At 55.3% G+C, this 22,428-nt stretch carries 14 protein-coding genes and 1 pseudogene; 10 read left to right on the top strand and 5 right to left on the bottom strand.

Translation table 11 applies throughout. The annotated features are described in order from the left end of the window. Positions 1–2: 2 nt before the first annotated feature. The 9 genes from zorB1 (at position 3) to PSH65_RS28015 (ending at position 17,027) form a co-directional block, all read left to right on the top strand. Entirely contained in the window at positions 3–746 is a 744-nt protein-coding gene (gene zorB1, locus PSH65_RS28055) for a type I Zorya anti-phage system protein ZorB1 (protein WP_056741006.1), read from the top strand. Then, positions 743–2,371, top strand: a complete 1,629-nt coding sequence (gene zorC / locus PSH65_RS28050; protein ID WP_169858932.1) for a type I Zorya anti-phage system protein ZorC — start codon at positions 743–745, stop codon at positions 2,369–2,371. Before zorB1 ends, zorC begins: the two co-directional genes overlap by 4 nt. Then, entirely contained in the window at positions 2,371–5,619 is a 3,249-nt protein-coding gene (gene zorD, locus PSH65_RS28045; protein ID WP_305423655.1) for a type I Zorya anti-phage system protein ZorD, read from the top strand. The genes zorC and zorD overlap by 1 nt, the downstream gene beginning before the upstream one ends. Positions 5,620–6,077: 458 nt before the next feature. Then, positions 6,078–8,552, top strand: a complete 2,475-nt coding sequence (locus tag PSH65_RS28040) for a type I restriction-modification system subunit M (protein ID WP_305423654.1) — start codon at positions 6,078–6,080, stop codon at positions 8,550–8,552. Between the two features lie 231 nt (positions 8,553–8,783). Further along, positions 8,784–9,767 carry a restriction endonuclease subunit S gene (locus PSH65_RS28035; protein WP_305423652.1) on the top strand — a complete coding sequence of 328 codons (984 nt, stop codon included), beginning with the start codon at positions 8,784–8,786 and terminating at the stop codon, positions 9,765–9,767. Positions 9,768–9,778: 11 nt separating this feature from the next. Next, positions 9,779–11,173 carry a DUF262 domain-containing protein gene (locus PSH65_RS28030; RefSeq protein ID WP_305423651.1) on the top strand — a complete coding sequence of 465 codons (1,395 nt, stop codon included), beginning with the start codon at positions 9,779–9,781 and terminating at the stop codon, positions 11,171–11,173. Next, positions 11,166–13,139, top strand: a complete 1,974-nt coding sequence (locus PSH65_RS28025; RefSeq protein ID WP_305423649.1) for a DUF262 domain-containing protein — start codon at positions 11,166–11,168, stop codon at positions 13,137–13,139. The genes PSH65_RS28030 and PSH65_RS28025 overlap by 8 nt, the downstream gene beginning before the upstream one ends. 19 nt (positions 13,140–13,158) lie before the next feature. Continuing rightward, complete coding sequence (locus tag PSH65_RS28020; protein WP_305423648.1) at positions 13,159–16,311, top strand: type I restriction endonuclease subunit R; 3,153 nt, start codon at positions 13,159–13,161, stop codon at positions 16,309–16,311. Then, positions 16,311–17,027: a M48 family metallopeptidase gene (locus PSH65_RS28015; RefSeq protein WP_068935182.1), complete on the top strand. Its 717-nt coding sequence runs from the start codon at positions 16,311–16,313 to the stop codon at positions 17,025–17,027. The genes PSH65_RS28020 and PSH65_RS28015 overlap by 1 nt, the downstream gene beginning before the upstream one ends. A gap of 58 nt (positions 17,028–17,085) precedes the next feature. Here PSH65_RS28015 and PSH65_RS28010 read toward each other — a convergent pair whose 3' ends face one another. Genes PSH65_RS28010 through PSH65_RS27995 form a run of 4 tightly spaced genes read right to left on the bottom strand, consistent with a single transcriptional unit; the run spans position 17,086 to position 20,056 of the window. After that, entirely contained in the window at positions 17,086–17,361 is a 276-nt protein-coding gene (locus PSH65_RS28010; RefSeq protein ID WP_305423646.1) for a hypothetical protein, read from the bottom strand. Beyond that, positions 17,358–18,338: an integrase domain-containing protein gene (locus PSH65_RS28005; protein ID WP_305427061.1), complete on the bottom strand. Its 981-nt coding sequence runs from the start codon at positions 18,336–18,338 to the stop codon at positions 17,358–17,360. The genes PSH65_RS28010 and PSH65_RS28005 overlap by 4 nt, the downstream gene beginning before the upstream one ends. Next, positions 18,316–18,672: a hypothetical protein gene (locus tag PSH65_RS28000; RefSeq protein ID WP_305423645.1), complete on the bottom strand. Its 357-nt coding sequence runs from the start codon at positions 18,670–18,672 to the stop codon at positions 18,316–18,318. Before PSH65_RS28000 ends, PSH65_RS28005 begins: the two co-directional genes overlap by 23 nt. After that, complete coding sequence (locus PSH65_RS27995; RefSeq protein ID WP_305423644.1) at positions 18,656–20,056, bottom strand: YfjI family protein; 1,401 nt, start codon at positions 20,054–20,056, stop codon at positions 18,656–18,658. Before PSH65_RS27995 ends, PSH65_RS28000 begins: the two co-directional genes overlap by 17 nt. Before the next feature lie 998 nt (positions 20,057–21,054). Here PSH65_RS27995 and PSH65_RS27990 point away from each other — a divergent pair. Next, complete coding sequence (locus PSH65_RS27990; RefSeq protein WP_305423643.1) at positions 21,055–22,068, top strand: EcsC family protein; 1,014 nt, start codon at positions 21,055–21,057, stop codon at positions 22,066–22,068. A gap of 172 nt (positions 22,069–22,240) precedes the next feature. Here PSH65_RS27990 and PSH65_RS27985 read toward each other — a convergent pair. Beyond that, positions 22,241–22,420: pseudogene (locus PSH65_RS27985) on the bottom strand (transposase); the annotation flags it as partial. Positions 22,421–22,428: the final 8 nt, after the last annotated feature.

Raw genomic sequence — 22,428 nt, 5'->3', positions numbered from 1 at the left:
CGATGTTTGGTAAGCAAATGCCTTCGGTTGTCCGTTCAAAAGACGAGGGAGAGAAGCCGTTCTGGATCTCCTTCGCTGATTTGATGACTGCGATGATGATTCTATTTCTCGTGGTCATGGTGGCGGCTTTGAGTTCTGTGACGCAGCGTATTAACCAAGCGGAGCAGGGAGAGAAGCAACGTAATAGGGACATCAGTCAGATCTGCGAGCACCTGAGCCTTAAGGCGAAGACTGCCAGTAAAACCATCGTTGTGGACTGTAAGGACAATCGGATTAGCTTCGGCGATGCTGGCCGATTTGGGCATAACCAGTACGCACTGAGCAACGATGGCCAGTCGGCACTTCAGGAGGTTGTGCCGATGATTCTGGACGCGGCTAACAGTGAAGAAGGCCGAAAGTGGTTCAAACAGGTTGTGATCGAGGGATCGACAGACACCGACGGTTCTTATCTTTATAACCTGCACCTTTCACTGCAGCGTTCAGAGTGGGTGATGTGTAGTCTGCTCGATAGCCGCAGCCCGCTCCAAGTCGGATTGTCGCCAGAGCACCAACAGCAAATCAGATCGATTTTCCTGGCGGGCGGTGTGTCGTTCAACAATGCAAAGGACACCAAGGAAGAAAGCCGGCGAGTGGAGTTGCGCATGCAGTTCTTTGGCTTGAAGGAAAAGGAGGACAACCTCAAGCCAGAGGTACCGGTGTTCAATAACACTGATATGGAAAAGTGTCAGTTGGCGATGAGCCGATGACCAGCCCAATCGCGAGGCTTTCCGCCGCTATTAACCTGAGTCTGTTGGCACATCGCACGGGGCCGGCGCCTGAACCGTTGGCGCGATTCCCCCGTCTGGGGGCTGCGGGAGTTGATCTTTACGAAAGATTCGAACGCGCTGAAAAAGCTTTGCCGCCACCTCAGGAAAAGCGCCGCGCTGCGATAAACAAATTCCGCAATGTACTCCCACTCAACGCCTCAGAATGGCGTTTGGTTTTTGCCGGTCTCTCGGACAAGAGTGAGCGAGTCGGACCGATACTGGACGATGACCAGCTTTTTGGCCGAGTGCACAAAGAAATCCATCACCGTATCGAAAAGCGGAGGCTGAGCCGCCGAGACTGGTTGGCGCTGTGCTTTAGTTACTTTGGGTACGAGGCCGCCACGCCTGATAAGAGCGCCAACTGGTGTCTGTTGCGGGAAGACGTTCAGCTTGGCTTCGAATGCGTCAGAGGCCAGCAAAAACGCGAGAAGGAATGGGTTCACATCGTCCAGCAGCATCAGGAGCTTTTCTCCGAGCAGGCAGGTGCCAGGCTGGGTGACCAGATGTTCAAGGGAGAGATCAGCGACCTTTCGGCATTGCAGACGATTGCGCAGATCCCTGACAGCAGTTGGCTGTGGCGAAGGATCTTTAACGTACTTATCTCTCGTATTTTTATGTTGGATGACGCCGAGTTTTCTCAGCGCTTAGCCGACCTTGTCGACATCGGCCGGCAGCATCCGCGGTACATGAACGACATTCTGAGTGCATGCCTGTCGCGTTATCACTTGGCAGCGTATCGAGAGAAACCGTCGTCGCTGCTCAAACAGGTCGCCCTCGACAACTGGGGCAGCCCTCAGATCCGTTCCAGACAAAACAGCTGGCTGCAGTACGTTGAAAAAGATGTCTGTGCAATGGTCGTTGCGTGGTTCGCGAAGGAAGATCTTGAGCACTTCTTCAACCTGTTGAAGGGAGACTCCGAGGTTGATCAGTCGCGTCTGTATTACTGGTTAAGATTTGCCAACCAAATGAGCTACACCCGAATCGTCATGGGTTCGGATGCCTGGCATGACAGTGGGCGGGACTTCGTCCATTTTCGTGAGAAGAACAAAGGGCGCTTGAGCAAGCTGGTAGGCGGTCCTGGGCACAACAATGCTGTGGTGATGCAGCTTGGTGGCTACTTTTTCGTGGAGTTTTCGGGAACGGGTAATGCCTGCTTTGTGTACAAGGCGGAGGATTCGCCGTTTAACCCAGACAAGTCCCAGCTTGAACTCACCAAAGAACTTAAGCAGCGCCATCGAACGATAGAGTGGATGCCCCATTCACCTGCGCCTGGCCGTCCGGACCGCATCGAGGGTTGGCTGAGCAAGTTCGATGACAAGCTCGAAAAATTAGGCATACGCATTCAAAGTCAGGCCGGAGCGCCAGGTTCAGCCAAACCATTGCCTTTTGAAGACCAAGTCCGTAACGCCCTGAAGTCGGTCAAACACAAAGTCTACGACCAGCGCGCGCGCGGCGGTGCGTTTCAGGTCCAGCTTGATGACAATGATCAAGCCGCCGTTGCTGCGCTCCAACGCCTAGGCTTCAAACCCGTCAATCAACAGCCACTCCGGTTCTGGAGGCAGTAATGCTCAAGCGTTTCCTCAAAGGCATTGGCCTGCAGCCGAATTCGCCGGTAGAAAATACTGAGCCTGTTTTTTCCATCGAGGAGCAGGGCATTTGCTATCCCTTGAGCTTGGCGGATAACGCTGAGTCCTGGCCGCTGGCGAGCTATCTGGATCAGCTGGAAGAAGAGGAGTTCGTCTCCCAACTCAGCGATCGCTGGCTGCTGACGTGGGATGAACTCTATCGGCTTCTAGATGAACCAGAGCATTTAACAAGTCTGCTGCTATTGGGGTTGCCGCCAAAGACAGCTCTCATTCCTCAACTGAGCAGCCAAGGCAGCCTTGCCTCCGACGATTTCAAAGTATCCGTCAGTGGATGGCGTGATCCGCAATCCAACGCCAATGTGCAGGTGCAGCGCACGGGCGCCATCCTCCAGTACCACGCAAAAGCGGAGATTTTGCCTGAGTCGTGCTGGAAGCTGACTGGCGCAGTACGGCAACTTTACCTGGCTCAACAAAATGAGCCGGGTGAAGTAACCAACCAGATCGGCTGGGCCAGCATCAGGAAGTTGGCCCGCAAGGCGGGCGCCGGCATGGATGGCTTCCTGGATAAGACCGTCGTGATCAAACCTGAAAGTCTGCGACTCAACCCGAGAAAATCGACAGTCGGTAATACGCCGGTTATCGAGCTGCAACCAAGCTTCGAAGGCCAACCGGCAAACTGGCTTGATATTTTCGACGGTGCCAAGCAGGTTCAGGATCGATACCGGGTGACCGGTGATGATGGATCGTTGACCCACGTCCTGATTGAGCCTGAAGTCAAATCTGTACTGGACTATGTGCGCTCGTTGCCCGGGCGTCGGGTCGCTGGGGACGATGCACTTTCCTTCGTCCGCAACCCTTACAGCGCACTCGGCGATGGTGCCGCACAAGTGCTGGATGCGCAGAGCTATGAAGACGAACTGGTCGAGGCCGGGATCTTCTTTCATCGCTTTTATCTGGAACCCAAACTGGATGAAGCGGGACAGCACATTGAGCAGGTAAACCTGACGCTCGAACCAATCTCGCCAACACCGCAAGCGCCCATCGAAGTTGAATTTAAAGCAGCCTATGAACTCGCACCGTTCGTGCATGAACTGCAGCTGAAATTGGCCGCTGGCATGCCTGCCGGTTTCTGGCAGGGCTATGAGTTGGAGCTCAGCGATTTTGATTTACGCCAGTTGGCAGGTATCAACGACCTGCTTAAGCGTTGGCAAAACGAAGCGGCGGGTATCGAGTTCGATTCTGTCCTGGACCTGTCCCTTTACGGCGATCGTGTAACTGGCATCGGCGAAGCGCAAAGAATTACTTCGCCTTTCCTCGTAAAAGAGGCGACCGAGAGCTGGTTGCCGAAGGATGTGGCGGCGCTGGGCATTGACGCAGAGATCTTTGGGCGTTGGGATCCTTCCGACCGCGCTCAATTCGAAGCGTTTGAACAGCGACTGGACGAAGCTCGCGCTGCCGGTGATGAAACGGTCTGTTTGCCAGAGTCCGAAACACCGCTCTCGATTGCCGCCGCCGAGCAACTGTTTGCTGCCTGGTCGAAGAAGATCGCCCCTGTCGAGACCAGTCTGGTCCAGCAACAGGAAAAAGTGGGCCGCGCTGTACTGCAAATCGGCCACAACATTGACGAACCGACCTACGTTCAGATTCGTCAGGCAGCCCTTCGCGCCGCTTTGGACGCAGTCCCAGAGTTGCCCGGCTTGCTCAAGCCTGAAGTCGTCCTGCGTGAGCACCAGCTTCAAGGCGTGGCGTGGCTGCAGCACTTGTTCCGTTTGTCCCCATCAGACGTGTCAGGCTGCTTGCTCGCTGATGACATGGGGCTGGGGAAAACGATCCAGTTGCTCACTTTCCTGGTCTGGTACCTGGAAAAGTACCCACAGGACAAGCCGACACTGATCGTCGCCCCAGTCTCGTTGCTCGATAACTGGGAGCGAGAGCTTTACCGGTTCTTCTTCGCTGACGCGCTGCCAGTGCTGAAGCTCTATGGCTCAGCCTTGAGTGCAGTGAAGTTCAAGAAAGAAGAAATCCCTGCCGACTTGAAAGCCAAAGGCATCAAAAACTTGCTACGCCCAGGTTGGATGGGCGACGCCCGAATCGTCCTCACGACTTACGAGACACTGCGCGATCAGGAGTTTTCCCTGGCGCGTCAGCAATGGTCGATCGTCGTATGCGATGAAGCGCAGAAACTGAAAAACCCCGCGGCACTGGTGACTCAGGCGATCAAAGCCATTCCGGCGAGATTTCGAGTGGCGTGTACCGGTACGCCTGTCGAGAACACCCTGATAGATCTCTGGTGCCTCTTCGACTTCATTCAGCCAGGTTTCCTGGGCGGTTTGAACCAGTTCGGGCGCGAGTATCAGCGTCCAATCGAAGCCGCGTTGGAGCGTGACACGGTTGCCCTGGAGCGCCTTCGCGTGCTTATCGACCCACAGACTCTGCGCCGTACCAAGCAAGACATTGCCAAGGACCTGCCTGCCAAAATCGAAGACACGGCATGTCGTTCACTGAGCATGCACGCCTTGCAGCGCAATCTGTACCTGTCCGAAATAGCTGCGTACAGCCAGAAGCAGCAGATCGAAGAACAGCTCGATCAAAAGACCTCCGGCATGCTCGGGTTGCTGCACAAGCTCAAGCTCATTTGTGCTCATCCTTACAGCGTTCAGCCAGACAAACGACTGCGCGACAACTCGCCGAAGCTGCAGTGGTTGATGCAGACGCTTGAGTCGATCAAAAGAGCCGGGAACGGCGACAAGGTCATTGTCTTTACCGAGTTGCGTGATATTCAGCGAGAGTTGCAACACTCGATTCAAGAGCATTTCGGGTTTCGCGCTACCGTCATTAACGGTGATACCAGTACCAGCAGTCAGAGCGCGAATAGCCGCCAGAGGCTGATCGACCAATTCCAGGAGCAACCTGGTTTCGCAGTCATCATCCTGTCGACCATCGCCGTCGGTTTTGGGGTGAACGTGCAAGCGGCCAACCACGTCATTCACTTCACTCGTTGCTGGAACCCGGCCAAGGAAGATCAAGCGACGGATCGGGCCTATCGGATTGGGCAGGAGAAGGATGTGTACGTGTACTACCCAACGGTTCGGGATGCGGCGATGCCGACGTTTGAGGCGACGCTGGATGAGCTGCTGAGTAAGCGACGGGCGTTGGCGCGGGACATGTTGAGTGGGGCTTCGGAGATTCAGGCTTCGGATTTTGAGGCGTTGTTGAAAGCACGCTGAGCCCGCCTGCGGAAAATCAGTGCTGGGCGAGATGTCAATTATGGATACAGGCAAGTTCATCCCGAGCTTTGCAAATGATCAAAAACCAGCGAAGTGGCGCTTGCCTAGCGGCATAGTGCTATCGGGATGTGAGCGGATTACTTACCTGTGCACACGTCCAGTATTGGCGCCGGAGGCTCGCCGGCTTACTGTGCGCGGCATCCAAGTCTGCCGCCCACTTTCTGCGACTTCTCGGTTGATTGACTTGTGGCAGTGGATGAAGACCAGAAATAAGGGCGAAATGCTGGCCCGACGAAACCGAAGTAGATAAGGTTCACCCATTAACCGCAGGTAAAGCTCCGCTCCGCTTCGCTACAAATATCTGTCGACCCCCGTCTAACGCCGGCGCCATGGGCATTATCCCGAGCGCATAACAGGGGGCGCCTGCGCACTTATTCTTTACCCAGTCAGGATTGCCAATGGCTATCAAGAAGTCCGATCTTTACTCCTCCCTCTGGGCCTCGTGTGACGAGCTGCGCGGTGGGATGGATGCCAGCCAGTACAAGGACTACGTCCTGTTCATGCTGTTTATCAAGTACATCTCCGACAAGTACGGTAGCTCGGATGACTTCGCACCACCGGTCAATATTCCACCGGGTGCCAGTTTCAAGGACATGGTTGCTCTTAAGGGCAACGCCGATATTGGCAATAAGATCAATACACAGATCATTCAGCCGCTGATTGACGCCAACACCCGGCTAGCCCGCAGTGATTTTCCCGACTTCAACGACCCGAATAAGCTCGGCGAGGGGAAGGATATGGTGGAAAAGCTCACCAATCTGGTGGCCATATTCCAGAAACCCGAGCTGGATTTCTCGAAGAACCGCGCCGAAAACGACGATATTCTCGGCGACGCCTACGAATACTTGATGCGCCACTTCGCGAGCGAAAGCGGCAAGAGCAAGGGGCAGTTCTACACCCCCTCTGAAGTCAGCCGCATCATCGCCAAGGTCATTGGTATTAGCCCGGCCAATGCTGTGGGGTCTACAACTGTGTATGACCCCACCTGCGGTTCAGGCTCGCTGTTGCTGAAAGTGGCCGATCAGGCCGGCAAGCACATCACCCTGGAAGGGCAGGAGATGGACGTGACCACCGCCGGTCTCGCCCGCATGAACATGATCCTGCATGACTTCCCGACAGCCAACATTCTGCAGGGCAACACGCTGTCCTCGCCCAAGTTCAAGGACGGCGAGCAGCTGCGTACCTATGACTACGTAGTGGCCAATCCGCCGTTCTCGGTCAAGTCCTGGAGCGTCGGCCTGACACCCGCCAAAGATCCGTACCAGCGTTTTGCCTGGGGCGAGCCGCCAGCCAAACAGGGCGACTATGCCTTTTTGCTGCACATCATCCGCTCGCTGAAAAGTACCGGTAAAGGTGCCTGCATTCTGCCCCACGGCGTACTGTTTCGCGGTAATGCCGAGGCGGTGATCCGTGAGCAGCTGGTGCGCTCTGGTTACCTCAAAGCCATTATCGGCCTGCCGGCCAACCTGTTTTTCGGAACAGGCATCCCCGCCTGCATTCTGGTATTGGACAAGGAAAACGCCAGCGCCCGCAAAGGCATTTTCATGATCGATGCCGCCAAGGGCTTTATCAAGGACGGCCCGAAGAATCGCTTGCGCGATCAGGATGTGCATAAAATCGTCGATGCCTTTACCCGAATGGCAGATGTGCCGCGCTACGCGCGCATGGTGACCTTCGATGAAATCAGCGATCCCAAGAACGACTTCAACCTCAACCTGCCGCGCTACATCGACAGTGCCGAGCCTGAGGACATTCAGGATATCGACGGCCATTTGCGCGGTGGCATTCCCGAGCGTGACATCGACGCCTTTGACAGCTACTGGCAGGTGATGCCAACCCTGCGTGCGGCGTTGTTCAAGCCGGCTAGCCATCCCGGTTACTTTGAGCTTGTGAGCCCTGAGGTGAAAACGGTCATTTTCGGCCATCCGCAGTTCACTGCATTCAAAGCTGGCGTCGATAAGCTGTTCAACCACTGGCTGGCGGGCAGTACCCCTCAGTTGAAGAGTTTTGCAGTCAACAGCCACCCCAAGGAGCTGATTGCCACACTGTCCGAAGACCTGCTCAGTGCCTTCGCCAAAGCGCCTTTGCTTGACCATTACGACATCTATCAGCACCTGATGGACTACTGGGCCGAGACCCTGCAGGACGACTGCTACCTGATCAGCGCCGACGGCTGGAAAGCCGCCGCCAAAGCGCGCGAAATCCTCAAGGTAAAGGATAAGAACAACAAGTTGGGTTGGGCTGAGAAGCATGACTACTGCCTGGGCAAGCGCCGCTTCAAGTCCGACCTGATTCCGGTCGAGATTCTGATTGCCCGCTATTTCATGGCCGAGCGCAACGCCATTGAAGACCTTGAAACCCGGCTTGCCAGCGTCGAGCAAAGCTTGAGTGAAATGCTTGAAGAGCACAGCGGCGAGGATGGCTCGCTCAGCGAAGTGGTCGAAGGCGAGGGTGATAAACAAAAGGTCACGGCCAAAGCCATCAAGGCACGCCAGCGCGAGATTGGAAATGATTCGGATTATGAGGATGAACTCAAGGTATTGGCCGAATACGACGCGTTGATCGATCAGCAAAGCACCCTTAAGGCTGAACTCAAAAGGGCCGAGGAAGAGCTCGATAATAAAATCCACGCTAAATACCCGCTGCTTAGCGAGGGTGAGATCAAAACCCTTGTGGTGGACGATAAATGGCTATCTACCCTGGCCGTAGCCGTACAGGGCGAACTGGATCTTGTATCTCAAACCCTGACCGGGCGCATTCGTGAGCTGAGCGAACGCTACGCCACCCCGTTGCCGCTGCTCACCGATGAAGTCGCCACCCTTGCCAGTCGCGTTGAAGAGCATCTGAAAAAGATGGGGGCGGTATGGCAGTGAAGCCGGAGTACAAGCAGACGGAGGTCGGGGTTATTCCGAAGGAGTGGACGGCAAAGCCGCTTGGTGAATTGTCTGAGTTCATCACGAGCGGTTCTCGTGGGTTGGGCAGCTTTTTATTCTGACCAAGGAGCATTGTTCATTCGTAGTCAGAACGTTCGTGCAGGTCGCCTCGATTTTGATGACAGTCAGTTCGTGATCCCGCCACAAGGGGCGGAGGGAAGTCGGACTCGGGTGAAGCGCAATGATTTATTGATAACAATTACTGGAAACAGTGTTGGGAATGTGGCGCTCGTTGAGCACGAGTTCGATGAGGCATACATCAGTCAGCATGTTGGGCTCGTGCGGTTATCCGAGACGAATCTAGGGCGGTACGCCTGTCTTTTTCTTTCGCCGGGCTCGCCTGGCAACAGGCAGATTTGGGCAAGCCAGTCAGGGCAAAGCAAGCCGGGGTTGACTCTTCGTAATCTGAAAGATTTCTGGGTAGTACTTCCTCTCGCAGAAGCAGAGCAGCGCTCCATCGTGACGGCTTTAGGTGATATGGATGCGCTGCAGGATGCGCTTGAGCGGCTCATTACCAAGAAGCGCGGCCTCAAACAGGCCACCATGCAGCAACTTCTAACCGGCAAAATTCGCCTTCCGGGCTTCCGCGGTAAGTGGGAAGTGAAGCGGTTGGGGGAGATTTGCGAAATCGCAATGGGGCGTACACCGCCCCGCTTAAACAAAGCACTCTGGGGGCGAGGTCACAAGTGGCTTTCTATATCAGATCTTCAGAGCAAAGTGGTTTCGGAGTCTAAAGAGGAAATCACCGAGCTAGCTGCGTCGGCTATGGAAGTCATACCTAAAGGCACGCTTTTGATGAGCTTCAAATTGTCTATTGGGCGATTGTGTTTTGCGGGTTGTGATCTTTACACGAATGAGGCGATTTGTAGCTTTAAGAATCTTCAAGCTAGTGGGGACTACCTTTATTACGCACTCGGGAGAACTGACTTCTCACTTTACGGTAAGCAGGCTGTAAAGGGGTACACCCTCAATAAGGAGTCGCTGAAGACTGTAGAGGTACAACTTCCACCGCCTCCTGAACAATCAGCCATCGCTAATGTGCTGTCCGACATGGACGAAGAACTGGCCGCTCTAGAGCATCGCCTAACCAAAACCCTCGCTCTAAAGCAAGGCATGATGCAAGAACTGCTAACCGGAAGAACCCGACTGCTATGACAAACCTGAGCATGGACGCGACCCCAGCGCAGCAGGCTACCGAACTATCCAGCAAGATCATCAGCGTTTACGAACTGCTCATGGATTCTGCGCTGGATATCCCCCAGTACCAGCGCCCCTACAAGTGGACTGGCAAGAACATCAATCAACTGTTCTCCGATATCGCCATCCATAAGGACAAGTCCGCTTACCGCTTGGGCACCATCGTGTTTCACCACGAAGGTGAGACCAAGAACATCGTCGATGGCCAGCAGCGGACCATTAGCCTGCTGCTGGCGGTCCGTGCGTTGATCCAGCGGAACAAGGAAAAAAAGCTCGAACGCAAAGACTTGCGGGAACGTCTGTTCGAACTTGAACAAGCGATGGTGAACCCCAGTTTTACCAGCGAGATATCGCAGAAGAACATCCATAGCAATTACCTTGAGGTGGCCCGCATCGTTTCCCGTGCGGACTTTACCGAGGCACATATCGACTTCTTCTTGAACAAGTGCCAGGTCGTGGCGGTGGCCTTGAACGATGTGTCGGAAGCCTTCCAGTTCTTCGACTCGCAGAATGCGCGGGGCCGGGACCTGGAGCCTCATGACTTGCTCAAGGCTTACCATCTGCGTGAGTTCAGCCCGCGTGACGAGCCATTGAAGGCGGCCACAGTAGCGCATTGGGAAAACAGTGACACCAAGGCTTTGGCCACACTGTTCTCCCAGTACCTGTACCGCATCCGTAGTTGGTCGAAAGGGGTTTCTGCGCGTTACTTCAGCAAGGATGACAGCGACTTATTCAAAGGCGTGAATATCGATACGGTGGCCAGCTACCCCTATGTGGAGCAGCTGCGTATCGCCCACCATTTTATCGATAACTACAACGGGCAATACGAGCGCAGGATCGACTCGCGCGAGCGTGGTTTTCCCTTCCACCTGGATCAGATCATCATCAATGGCCGGCGCTTTTTTGAGCTGATCAGCCACTATCAGGGCAAGGTGGCGCGGATCAGCGCCGAGTCCTGGAGCGGGCATGAACTGGTGGGCACTGAAGGACTCGATGGCTATGCGCAAACCATCATGAAAACCCTCAATAGCTACCCGGCAAGAACCCGCACCGGCGATTGCTACGTACGGGCGATGTTCGATTGCCTGTTGATTTACTACATCGACAAGTTCGGTCACGCAGATATCTCCCGGGCCATCGAGAAGATATTCATCTGGGCCTACAGCCTGCGCCTGAAGATGCAGGTGGTGCAGCTGGCGAGCATGGATAACCACGTGTTGGAGAACAATCTTTTCAGGTTGATCAAGGAAGCCACACGTCCTGCTGACTTTATTAATTGCAGCCTGCCGGTATTGAGCGGCCAGAAGTCAACCAGAACCGATGAGATCGAAGCTCTGTTCAAGGCGATGAAATACTATGAGTAGGGAAATCAGTCAGCTCTCCATCAAGGCGCTGCTCAGCGGTCGGGACGAGTACGTCATCCCGATGTATCAGCGCAATTACGCCTGGGAGGAGGGCGAAATCACGCAGCTGATTCAGGACGTGATCGATTACCTACCGAAGAAGGACGATAAAGCGCGCAATTACTACATTGGCACCTTGGTGGTATATGAGCGCCCGGACAGCAAATCACCGGTATTTGAAACCATTGACGGCCAACAGCGGCTGACGACCCTGTCGTTGCTGACGTCGTATTTGAAAAACACCAAGGCTGTCGAGCTTGCCTGGTATTCAAACCTGAGTATCCACTTCGATAGCCGCGAGCATTCGCGCGCAACCTTTGCGGCCATCTTCGAGGGGAAATTCAACGACGACCCTGCCGAGCTTTTGACTAAGAAGCAGATCAATACCGGCATCCTCAATGGCTACCGCCTTATCCAGAAAGTCTTGCCGCAGAAGCTGAAAGAAAACGGAGTTTTACCTCAGCAATTCGCCGACTACTTGTTTGGCTACGTGCAAATCATGCGTGTGAAAGTGCCGGCGGATACGGACCTGAACCATTACTTCGAGATCATGAATAACCGCGGTGAGCAGCTGGAAAAACACGAGCTGCTCAAGGCGCGGATGATGGAGCAGTTGCAGGGCTGCGAGCAGAGTCAGGACTGTCTGCATGCCGTTTGGGAAGCCTGCGCCAACATGGAACGCTATGTGCAAATGGGCTTCACGCCTGGCCAACGTGGCAGCATTTTTGGCGAAGGGGACTGGGGACAGTTTCAACTCGCTGACTTCGATTCGCTTCGAGCTGCACTGCACAAAAATCAGGAGGTGACTGCCCGGCAGGACACTCGCATGACCCTTGATCAGATCATTGCCAAGGTCCCGGTCGCTGCGAAGCAGGGTGAGTCAGGTGAGGAGGCGCCAGATCGCTTCAACACGGTGATTAATTTTCCCAACTTTCTTTTGCATGTACTGCGTGTCGAAACGCGAGCGGACATCCCATTGGATGACAAACGCCTGCTCGATACCTTTGAGGCTCATGTGCTCAAGCAGCCAGACCCTGTTGCGGCAGTGAAGCGTTTTACCTTTAGCCTGCTGCGTTGCAAGTATCTGTTTGACCAATATGTGATCAAGCGCGAGTTCATCAAGGGCTCGGATGGTTGGAGTCTCAAACGCTTCAAGTGGAACAAAGGCGGCGATCACAGCAGCGCTGGACGGGGGAGTTATGTGAACACCTTCGGAGAAGAGGACGGCAATGAAGGCATCAACCGCCGCATCCTGATGTTGCTGTCAGCGTTTCATGTTTCTACGCCAACGCTGGTTTACAAGCACTGGCTGAATGCGGCGCTTTTTCACCTGTTTTACGCTGAGCAGATTGAGGCTCAGGTTTATCTGCGGCACATGGAGTCGGTAGCAAAGGCGTTTGTCTTTGATCGCTTTCTGGCCCAAGAGGCAGGCCTGGATTACTTTGCGATGATCTATACCAATCGGGGCGCCTGTCAGACACGCCGCGAAAGCATTGCGGCAGAGACGGTGGAGTCTCGGTTGACGTTCGGCAATATCGAAAACAACCTGATTTTCAACTTCCTGGACTATCTGCTTTGGCTTGAGCTCGGGACGAATGACAAGGTTAAATCCTATGAATTCACCTTCCGTAGTTCGGTGGAGCATTACTACCCTCAGCATCCGCTAGACGGACAGGTGCAGCTCGATGCCGACACGCTCAATTCGTTCGGCAATCTATGCCTAATCAGCCATAGCAAGAACTCTCGGCTGAGCAATTTCATGCCCGCGGCCAAGAAAGAGTTTTATAAGAACAACACCATCGATAGCGTTAAACAGTATTTGATGATGGAAACAGAATCTTGGGATGCCGACGCCATACGCGCCCACTCCGAAAAAATGAACAACGTGTTGCTCAACAGCCTCGTCAGCAAACACGAATCCGAGTAAACCCTGCAGGATGCACCTGATGATTCAACAACCTCGCTCCGAACGTCGCACCCAGAATCGTGTTTTGGCTTTGTTTACGGACAAGTCGAGGCCTGGTTGTCTTGACTACAACTACCTGGGTGAGTGGAGCAAGCGTGGGCAAAATCGCAACATTGAAGTCGAGCTGTTGCAGGCAAACCTGAAGCAGCGCGGCTACTCCGATGCACAGATATCGGCAGCGTTGCAAAAGCTGATGACTGCGGCTGATGCCACTGGCATCACGCTGTATCAGGCTAATCTGCGTACCTACCAACTGCTGCGTTACGGCGTGCCGGTACAGGTAGCCGTTGGGCAGGCCCACGAAACGGTGCATCTGGTTGATTGGGAGCACCCTGAACGCAATGACTTCTCCATTGCCGAAGAGGTGACCTTGCGCGGTGGTCATGAGCGCCGCCCTGATTTGGTGATTTATCTGAACGGTATCGCCATCGGTGTGATTGAGCTCAAGCGTAGTTCGGTAGAGGTGGGCGATGGTATTAACCAACTGATCACCAACCAGGAGGAAATTTTCAACAAAGGTTTCTTCAGTACAGTGCAGTTGGTCTTCGCTGGCAGTGACTCTCAGGGCTTGCGCTACGGGACGGCGACTACCCGCGCCGAGTTTTTTGTCGAGTGGAAGGCGTCTTCCCTGAACGCTGGGCCTGAGGAGTTGAATACCCTGCAGGAGATGCCTGCTCGCTACCAAGTGCTAACGGGTGCAGAAGTGCCACTGTCTGGTTACTTGCTGGACGACCCGCTGGCGCAGATGTGTGAGAAGTCTCGTTTACTCGATCTGATTCGCAACTTCATCATCTTCGATGCGGGTATCAAGAAGGTGCCGCGCCCTCATCAATACGCTGCAGTGAAGGCCGCACAGGAGCGGGTTCGGCGTAAAGAGGGCGGGGTTATCTGGCATACCCAGGGCAGTGGCAAGAGCATTCTGATGGTGCTGATCGCCAAGTGGTTGCTGGAGCATGATCCTGAGGCGCGCATTCTGGTCATCACGGATCGCGATGAGCTGGACAAGCAAATATCCGGAGTGATGCGTAATGCCGGAGTAATCGGCAACGACTCGCCCTCGCCACGCATTACCTCTCGCGCCGATCTTGTGCAGAAGCTCTCAGCTGCCGCACCACGCCTGCTATGTGCCTTGCTACACAAGTTTGAGCCTGATTTGAGCGTACCGGCACCGCCCATGCATGGGTGCTTCTATGTCTTCGTGGATGAATGTCACCGTACCCAAGGCGGTGACATGAACAAGCAAATGAAGCAGTGGCTGGCCAATGCGCTGTTTATTGGCTTTACCGGTACACCGTTGCTGCGTAAGGACAAGCAGACTACGCGCGATGTGTTTGGCACTTACATCCATACCTACAAATTCCATGAAGCGGTGGCGGATAAGGTCGTGTTGGACCTTAAGTATGAAGCGCGCGACGTACCGCAGCGTTTGACTTCGCGGGACGGAATCGATGCATGGTTTGAACGAGCAACCAAAGCTCTGAACAATTACCAGAAATCGATCCTGCGCAAACGATGGGCCACCATGGAGTCGCTCATGAGTGCTGGTGAGCGTAAGCAGCGCATCGTCGCTAGTATCATTGAGGATTTTGGCTTAAAGCCACGACTGAACAATGACCGAGGGACGGCCATTCTGGTGGCCGCCAGCATCTACGATGCCTGTCACTACTTCCGGTTGTTTAAGAACACCTATTTCGGCACGTATTGCGGCATCGTCACGTCCTATGAGCCGAATCACAACGCAATTTCCCGCGAGCCGAAGCAAAGTGATGAGCGTTACAAGTTCGATACCTACACGCAGTACGTGCTGAAGCCGAGCCAGACCACCACCGCTTATGAAGAAGAGACCAAGCGTCGCTTCATTGAGGAACCGGCCAACCTGAAGCTACTCATCGTGGTCAGCAAGCTGCTGACTGGCTTCGATGCACCTAGTTGCTCCTACATCTATCTGGATAACGAGCTGCGGGACCATAACCTGTTCCAGGCAATTTGCCGCACCAATCGGCTCGACGGTGATGACAAGGACTTTGGCTATATCGTCGATTTCAAAGAGCTGTTCGGCGACGTACAAGACGCCATTTCGGTGTACACCTCTGACGAGCTGGATGTCGACGCAGGCAGCGGGGGAAATAACAACGTTGAGCTGAAGAACTGGCTGGTCGAAGGGAAAAAGCAACTGGACGCTGCCCGTGAGGCATTGAGTTACTTGTGCGACCCCGTGCCACCACCGCGTGAGATTGAGCAGTTTATCCATTACTTCTGTGGTGCTGCCGCTAATGCCAATGGGCTGGATGAGACCGAAGCACTGCGGGTGTCCTTCTACAAGGCGGTGGCTTCATTTGTGCGGGCGTTTGCCGACTTGGCGCAGAACCTCACCGAAGCCGGTTACTCGGCTGCTGAAGCCGGGAGGCTTCAGACAGAAGTGCAGTTCTACGCTGACGTTCGTGAGGCGATAAAGAAACATTCCGGCGAAGAGCTGGATATCAAGCCTTTCGAAGCGGACATGCGGCATCTGCTCAATACCTATATTCAGGCAGACCCTGCCGACCCGATGAGCACGGTCGATAATTTCTCGCTGGTTGAGCTGATTGTTCAGACTGGCGTTCACGATGCCATCGCCAAAAAGCTCAACGCCAAAGGCAACCTCTCCAAGGGAGCGATTGCCGAAGGCATTATCAACAACGTACGGAAGACCATCATTCGAGAGCAACTGACAGACCCGAAGTTCTACGAGGGTATGTCGCGGTTGCTTGAGGATCTGATCAAACAGAGTCGTGACGATGCAGCCGCTTACGAGGAATTTTTGCGTAAGGCCGAGGCGCTGGTCAGACAGTTGGGGCAGAAAGGACCAGGCAACTCCCCGGCTGCACTTAACGGCCATCGGGAAGCGACTGTGCTTTTTAATAACCTGGACAACATTGCAACGACCACCTTCCAGTGCCCGAAAGATGAAGGGGCAAAGGTGAAACTGGCTCTGGATATTGATCTGGCCATGCGCGGATCAGCCCCTTCGTCCTGGCGAGGAGATCCTGCGCGGGAAGCGCAGGTTCTTAATGCGCTGTTTCCCCTGATGGGGCGTGACCGTGTAGCGACTTCGGCAATATTCGAGATCATCAAGAACCAACAGGGATATTGATGAACGAGATTATTGAGCTGGGCGACATTTCAATTTCAGTGACCAGGAAAGACATCAAGAATGTCCACCTGAGCGTGCACCCGCCCGAGGGGCGGGTAACGTTAGTCGCCCCAACAAGCACGCGGCTTGAAGTCGCTCGGGCTTATGCTATTTCCCGACTGGGCTGGATTCGCGAGCAGCAGAGCAAACTGGAAGCGCAGGCGCGTGAGGCGCCGCGTGAGTTTGTGGAAAGAGAAAGCCACTATATCTGGGGTCGACGCTACCTGATGGTGGTTAACCATCAGGATGCCAAGCCATCGGTGGTGCTCGACCACAAACGCATTACCTTGACTGTTCGCCCAGGCAGCGATGCACAAAAACGCGCAGAAGTGATGCACGAATGGCAGAAGCTGCAAATGCACGCCGTTGTGCCTGTATTGATCAGGAAGTGGGAGTGCAAGCTGAAGGTGAAGGTGGCTGGTTATTACCTGCAGCGGATGAAAACCAAGTGGGGCAGCTGTAACCATCAAGCAGGTAACATTCGACTGAACACCGAGCTGGTGAAGAAGCCGAAAGACCTGCTTGAGTACGTGGTCGTCCACGAGATGGTTCACCTGCTCGAACCCACCCACAACGATCGCTTTATCTCTATCCTTGGGGAGCATTTTCCAACGTGGCGTGAGGCCCGTGCCGAGCTGAATGAGTTGCCGTTGGCTGCTGAGGTTTGGAAAGAGTGAGGTTGCACTAGCCCGATTGTAAGTGCGACTGGTGGGCTAGGCTAGGACTCGTCGAATATCACATCAGCAGCTCTCGGACTCTCCCTAATCGCTTCCAGAGCAATAGAGCTGTGAGTCGATAGTAATACCGGGTGGCGTCGGTATGGTCTTTCAGGTACTGAGTGAGAAACCAGCGCAAATGCTTGAGCTGCCAGGTCCAAGGATTATCTCGCTGCCATCGCTGTTGAATGGCAGCTTGCATGATTCGGGCTTGCCGTAGGTGTCGTTGCTGGGTGGCCTTCGAGCCAGTCAGTACGCCGCTCAGGAACAGCGCCATATCGAAGGGCTTGGTCACGCTCGACCTCCAATGTAGGCCGAAACCACATCGATCCGGTTATGCCCGAGTTCAAGGCTGATCTGTTGGCGCGCCTGTTGATCAAGGTCGCGGTCAATGCGGTAACAGTGGCCACCATTGACCGGTGCGACGTGGCCCGTGAGCTGTTCGTAACGCTCGCAGGCGTAGGCTGCTCGCAGTTCATGAAAGCCCTTCAGCCCGTGTTTATGTAGCGTGTCGCGGGCGGGGAGCACGGTCTGTTGCAGGAACGCGGCGTAGCTTTCGTCTCGGGCCAACAGGTTGCGACTATGGGGCGGCGACGCATGACGAGCCAACTGCAGCGCCGCCTTCACCTCTTCATTAGCCACAACCCATCGCGGGGCGGAAGCCCCTGAACGGCCGCCTTTGGTGCCGTCCTGAATGTTGATGCGGCCTAAGTGTTCGGCTTCGCGTTGCAGTCGTGGCAGGTCAGCCAGGATCGCTTCGCGCAGGCGCATGCCGGTTTCTCGGGCCAACAGGACAATCACCGCCACCCGCTCGTGTTGCCGTTCGCCAAGCACCTTAAGCACTCGCCGCAGCTGTTGGCGGTCTTGGCCATCCGGTGCACGGTGGCGTACGGTCGAGCGTTTCTGTCCCAACGCCTGACTCGGGCTGGCGATCCTCACGTCCTGATTACCGCGCAGCGCAGCGAGGGTACGGTTGACGCTGCTGAGGCGGTTCTGCGCGGTAGCGATGCAAAGTTCACCTTGCTGGATCTGCTGGCGCAGGTATGCGGCGTAGTCCTGCAGCGTCCGTCGATCGATCTGGCGCGCATCGTTGTAACCGGGACCCTCCTCTGACCGACACCAACGCACGAACGCTTGCCAGCGATCGCTATGCGCTTTGACCGTGGCGAAGTGGCCGCCGGCAAACAGATCCTTGAGTGCTTGCGGGCCGGCGTAGCTCAGCTGGCGGCCATAGCCAAAGTTGCGACCCTCACGCCGACCGACCAAGGCCATCATCACCGTTTTCGTTTGTTTGCAGAAAGAGCAGCAAGGCTTTCCAGTGGGGGCTGAGCCTGTCCATCTGCTGCCAGTGTGTCGGGCGGATCAGGAGGGCGTTCTCCTGGTGTTGCAGCAGTGCCCCTTCTTCGCGCAGTTGCTCGATCAGCAGGGCGATGTGGGTAGGGTCGAGAAGTGGTGTGGCGACAGCGGCGACAGTGGCGACAACCCGCGTCGTTTCTGGCCTGGCGCGTGGCGACAGGGTGGCGACAGAGGCGGCGACACTCCGCGATTCTGGCTGTGGTCGATGTTGCGCTTGGTAGCGGCGCACCGCGTCATTGAGGCGGAACATGGCTTACCTCGAAGGTCGTTCCATCGCGGCTGCTCAGCCAGCGATGAGTGATCAGCACGACCAATAAAGAGGCGGTATGGTCAGCGCTTTTGCGGGCAAAACGAGGGCCGTTGCGATTGACGTCGCGAATGGTGAAGTGGGTCCAGCCTTTCTGCACCAGCCAGCGCAGCAGCCGATCCGCCTCTTCGCATCGGCTATTGACCGGTTCCTGTTCGGTCAGGCGCTGGATCTCGGCCAGGTAGTAATCCATCAACGTGGAGGCGCGCTGGATGTGTGCTTCGTCCAGCTGACTGGCCTCTTCAACCATGGCCAGCACACCCGCGATACGCAGCACATTTGCCGCGGCCTTGCCCGCGACAGGCTGGACGCCGGCCAGCTCGCCAAACTCACCAGACTGACACTCGATGGTGTCGTGAATATCAATCCAGGCCCGGCGGGCATGGGCAGTCAGCTCCAGGGTGGCGGGATTGAGTGAGCCATCCCGGTGAAGCGACCAGGGCTGTTGCAGCAGGACGGTGATCCGTTGTTGGTAGCGCTGGACTCTGGCATCCCGACTCAGGTCGATCGCTTTGTAGAGCCGCCGGCCGACCAGGCGCTCGGGCCAACTGATCAGGCAACGGCCGAGGATGCCTTGGCCCTTGATCACCGGGTCTTTGAACAGCTGGTTGGCCAGGTAGGGTTGCAGCATCAGGTGCAGGCTGAGGCGGCGGTCATAGGCTCGCAGGCTTTCTCCGGCCATAGAGCGCGCCCGGTCGATAGGGCTGCCATCCCACAGTGTCGACAAGGTGGTGATCGCCTTGAGCAGATTCTCTTTGCTCATGGTGCTGCTGCCCAAGAACTGGCCACCTTCATCATTGAACAAACCCATGCTGGGCAAACCCTGGCATAGGCTTTTGACCAGGGCCTCAATGGTGGGCTCGGCAATGATCAGTCTTGGCGGTACCGGCTCGGATAGCTCACCGTCTTCCGCCTCCGCGTGTTTCTTTGAGGTTTTGGGTTTGGCCATGATGCTGGTAGCGGCGCGATAGGCTTTGAGCTTTTCCGCATACAGGGTCCACTGCTGTCGTTCCCAGTCACGCGCGGCCTTCAGTGCCAGATGGTCCACTGCGCTTTTGCGATCACCCGAGGACGCCACCGTCAGTAGGTAGAGGGACAGCGGATAGGTTCGGCCGTCGAGTTGGACATTGGCATGACCCTGGCTCACCAGAGCAGCGCTGGCCAGCACCGATTGCGCGGCCATGGCGCAGGGCACGCCGATCACCTCGGCCAGTCGTTCGACCGCAGGGCCCAACAGATCCCCGAGCGCTTCGACCGGGTAGGGCAGTGGCGCCTGCTGGTATTCCAGCAATGGTTGTGGTGGCTCGAACGCTTCGCACAGTTGCATCGCAATTCTCCTGAGATTATCGACTTCGTCCTCACTCATCCCGCCACGGTTGTTGAGTGTTATCAGGGATCAAGGCCCCTGCGGCCTGTGAGGTTTGTCCACTAACGCGGGACTGACGGCTCCTTACGACCGGGAGCTTGGGCATCTCATGATCTGGCCTCCTGAACACCGGTAGCGGTGGGCGGGTGGAGACTGCACTGGCTGACGAGACCAATGCCGCGAGATCCTGAGTCGGGTGAAGGCAGCGAGACGATGACCGGGGCATGTCTGACTGTCAGTCAGGTGCAGTCCATTTCATGGGCTGCGGAACCATCATCGGCATCGCTGTGGTGAGTGAGCATTCGGTGTTTGTCACGCCGATTGTCACGAGGGGGAAAGCTGCAAAGGCCCGTGCGAGCAGGGCTGCAGCAGTGTGATATGCGCCCGTCTCTTTAGGAGGCAAAGAGACGGGCAACAGGTTGGCGCAAGAAATGGCCAAGCGGATAAGTTGCTGCAGAGCAGCCAGGAGAAGGCCTGAGTTGCCGCAGTGGGCAAAGTTGAGAAGTAGACATCCATCACATCGCTGTGACCATGCGAGCCGCCGGACGCTAATCGCACTTGGGGAAAACCACCACGATGTGGCGTAGCCTCAAAGGTTCTGGCTACCTGGGTGCTGTCGAGGACAGCGCTGGTACAGTTCTTGTTTAGCGCTCGTTCTGCTCGAGGTCAACCGTATTTTGGGGGCGGCTGTTGCGCCAATCGATAGCACTGGAAGACCTTGGAGGCCGGTGGCTTTCCATGGCCGGGTGGTCGTTTGTCGGTTTTTAATGTGAGCCTGCGTAATTGCATGGACTTGACCACCCATTTGCATCGTCACTGACCAGTCAATTGCATTCGTGCTGATCAACCGTTTGCATTCGACGTGACCAGCAAACGCCGTAGTGACGACCGGCGGAGACGGCCGATTGTGTTGAAAAAGTCGGCTTCCGTTTTCGGGTCAGAAAAGAACGCGTCTGAGATTGAAATCCGCACTACTCGTAGAAGGATCAGGACTCGGATTTTGCATAGCAACGTACAAAAATGACGTTTTCACCGCTCAATGCATTGCCCATTTGGCCGGGTCGACTTTTTCAACAGAATCGGCCAATAGCGGTCAGTCTACTGATCAGGTGGAGACGGCTAACTGGGGTCAGAACCTCAAGAATCCCCGCACGTTGGCGAACCACAATCCGCAGGTATACAGTCGCGGATGTGGGCAATTATTTAGTAAATGGGGTGCTGCCGTCGGCGCAGGCGGATGGATGTGGCGAAGGAAAATTGTTCAAAGCAAGGTAATGCGGATAAAGGAACATGTATGGCATCATAAAGCCATCAATCATGCACCGAGACTGAAGATGGAACTGATAAGTCAAGAAAAGATAATGCAAGTCCTCGACTGGGCCTACGAGAGATCTGTGAATGGATTCTCCGGTCTTGATTCCGCCGAGGAGCTCGCAGCCAGCTACGCCAAGGAAGAAAGCCCTGCCTACGATCAAGCTAATTCCCTGATTCGCTGGCAGAACACCAAATCGGCCACCTCAGGCTTCATTACCGGCCTCGGTGGATTGATCACACTGCCCGTCGCGTTGCCCGCCAACATCACGAGTGTGCTTTTCGTACAAATTCGCATGATCGCCGCCATCGCCCACTTGGGTGGCTACGACGTCAAGGATGACAAGGTAAAGACCCTGGTTTTCGCCTGCCTCACAGCCAACTCCGCCAAGGAAGTGCTGAAAGACATCGGCATTGCCGTCGGCAACAAGCTGGCGATGAACGCAGTGAAGTCGATTTCCGGTAAGACGCTGATAGAGATAAACAAAAAGGTAGGCTTCAAGTTGTTCACCAAATTTGGTGAAAAAGGCGTGATCAATCTCGGTAAAGCCGTGCCCCTGCTGGGTGGCTTGATTGGTGGAAGTTTCGATGCCTACACGACCAACACCATCGGTAACGTAGCGCGCGATACATTTACACCAAAAGAAGTCGCGACGGCATAACGACCCGCCTTAGTGATAGCCGGATTTCCCTGTGGCCAGGGCGTCAGCTCCCCTGCCACAGGTTAAGTTTGCTGGGGGTAATTGGGGTAAATAAATCTGTCCCTTAACCTAGCACCACACACGGTGAATCGGCCCATTTGTGGATGCTGACTGGCTGCTTTTGGCTGTGGATTCAACCGGTCGATGCAACAGATTGGCTAAATCGTTCAGCGGGCGTTTCGTAGTTTAGTGTTTTCCGAGGGCGGCTATTTAGCTGCCTTGCCACCTCATTGAGCGTGGCTTGCGAGTGATCAGCAAGGTCAGTCCCTTTCGGGAAGTACTGTCTTAACAGCCCATTGGTGTTCTCATTCGAAAAGGGAT

The sequence above is a fragment of the Pseudomonas sp. FP603 genome (assembly GCF_030687415.1).
Lineage (GTDB): Bacteria > Pseudomonadota > Gammaproteobacteria > Pseudomonadales > Pseudomonadaceae > Aquipseudomonas > Aquipseudomonas wuhanensis.
Note: the sequence above shows the minus strand (reverse complement) of the source record. Positions and strands in the feature narration are given on the sequence as shown.

Bases quoted from the DNA above. Each gene is read 5' to 3' on its own strand.
- PSH65_RS28040 (WP_305423654.1), top strand. From the start codon at position 6,078: ATGGCTATCAAGAAGTCCGATCTTTACTCCTCCCTCTGGGCCTCGTGT.
- PSH65_RS28025 (WP_305423649.1), top strand. From the start codon at position 11,166: ATGAGTAGGGAAATCAGTCAGCTCTCCATCAAGGCGCTGCTCAGCGGT.
- PSH65_RS28020 (WP_305423648.1), top strand. From the start codon at position 13,159: ATGATTCAACAACCTCGCTCCGAACGTCGCACCCAGAATCGTGTTTTG.
- zorB1 (WP_056741006.1), top strand. From the start codon at position 3: ATGTTTGGTAAGCAAATGCCTTCGGTTGTCCGTTCAAAAGACGAGGGA.
- PSH65_RS28000 (WP_305423645.1), bottom strand. From the start codon at position 18,672: ATGTTCCGCCTCAATGACGCGGTGCGCCGCTACCAAGCGCAACATCGA.
- PSH65_RS28005 (WP_305427061.1), bottom strand. From the start codon at position 18,338: ATGGCCTTGGTCGGTCGGCGTGAGGGTCGCAACTTTGGCTATGGCCGC.
- PSH65_RS28015 (WP_068935182.1), top strand. From the start codon at position 16,311: ATGAACGAGATTATTGAGCTGGGCGACATTTCAATTTCAGTGACCAGG.
- PSH65_RS28030 (WP_305423651.1), top strand. From the start codon at position 9,779: ATGGACGCGACCCCAGCGCAGCAGGCTACCGAACTATCCAGCAAGATC.
- PSH65_RS27995 (WP_305423644.1), bottom strand. From the start codon at position 20,056: ATGCAACTGTGCGAAGCGTTCGAGCCACCACAACCATTGCTGGAATAC.
- zorC (WP_169858932.1), top strand. From the start codon at position 743: ATGACCAGCCCAATCGCGAGGCTTTCCGCCGCTATTAACCTGAGTCTG.
- zorD (WP_305423655.1), top strand. From the start codon at position 2,371: ATGCTCAAGCGTTTCCTCAAAGGCATTGGCCTGCAGCCGAATTCGCCG.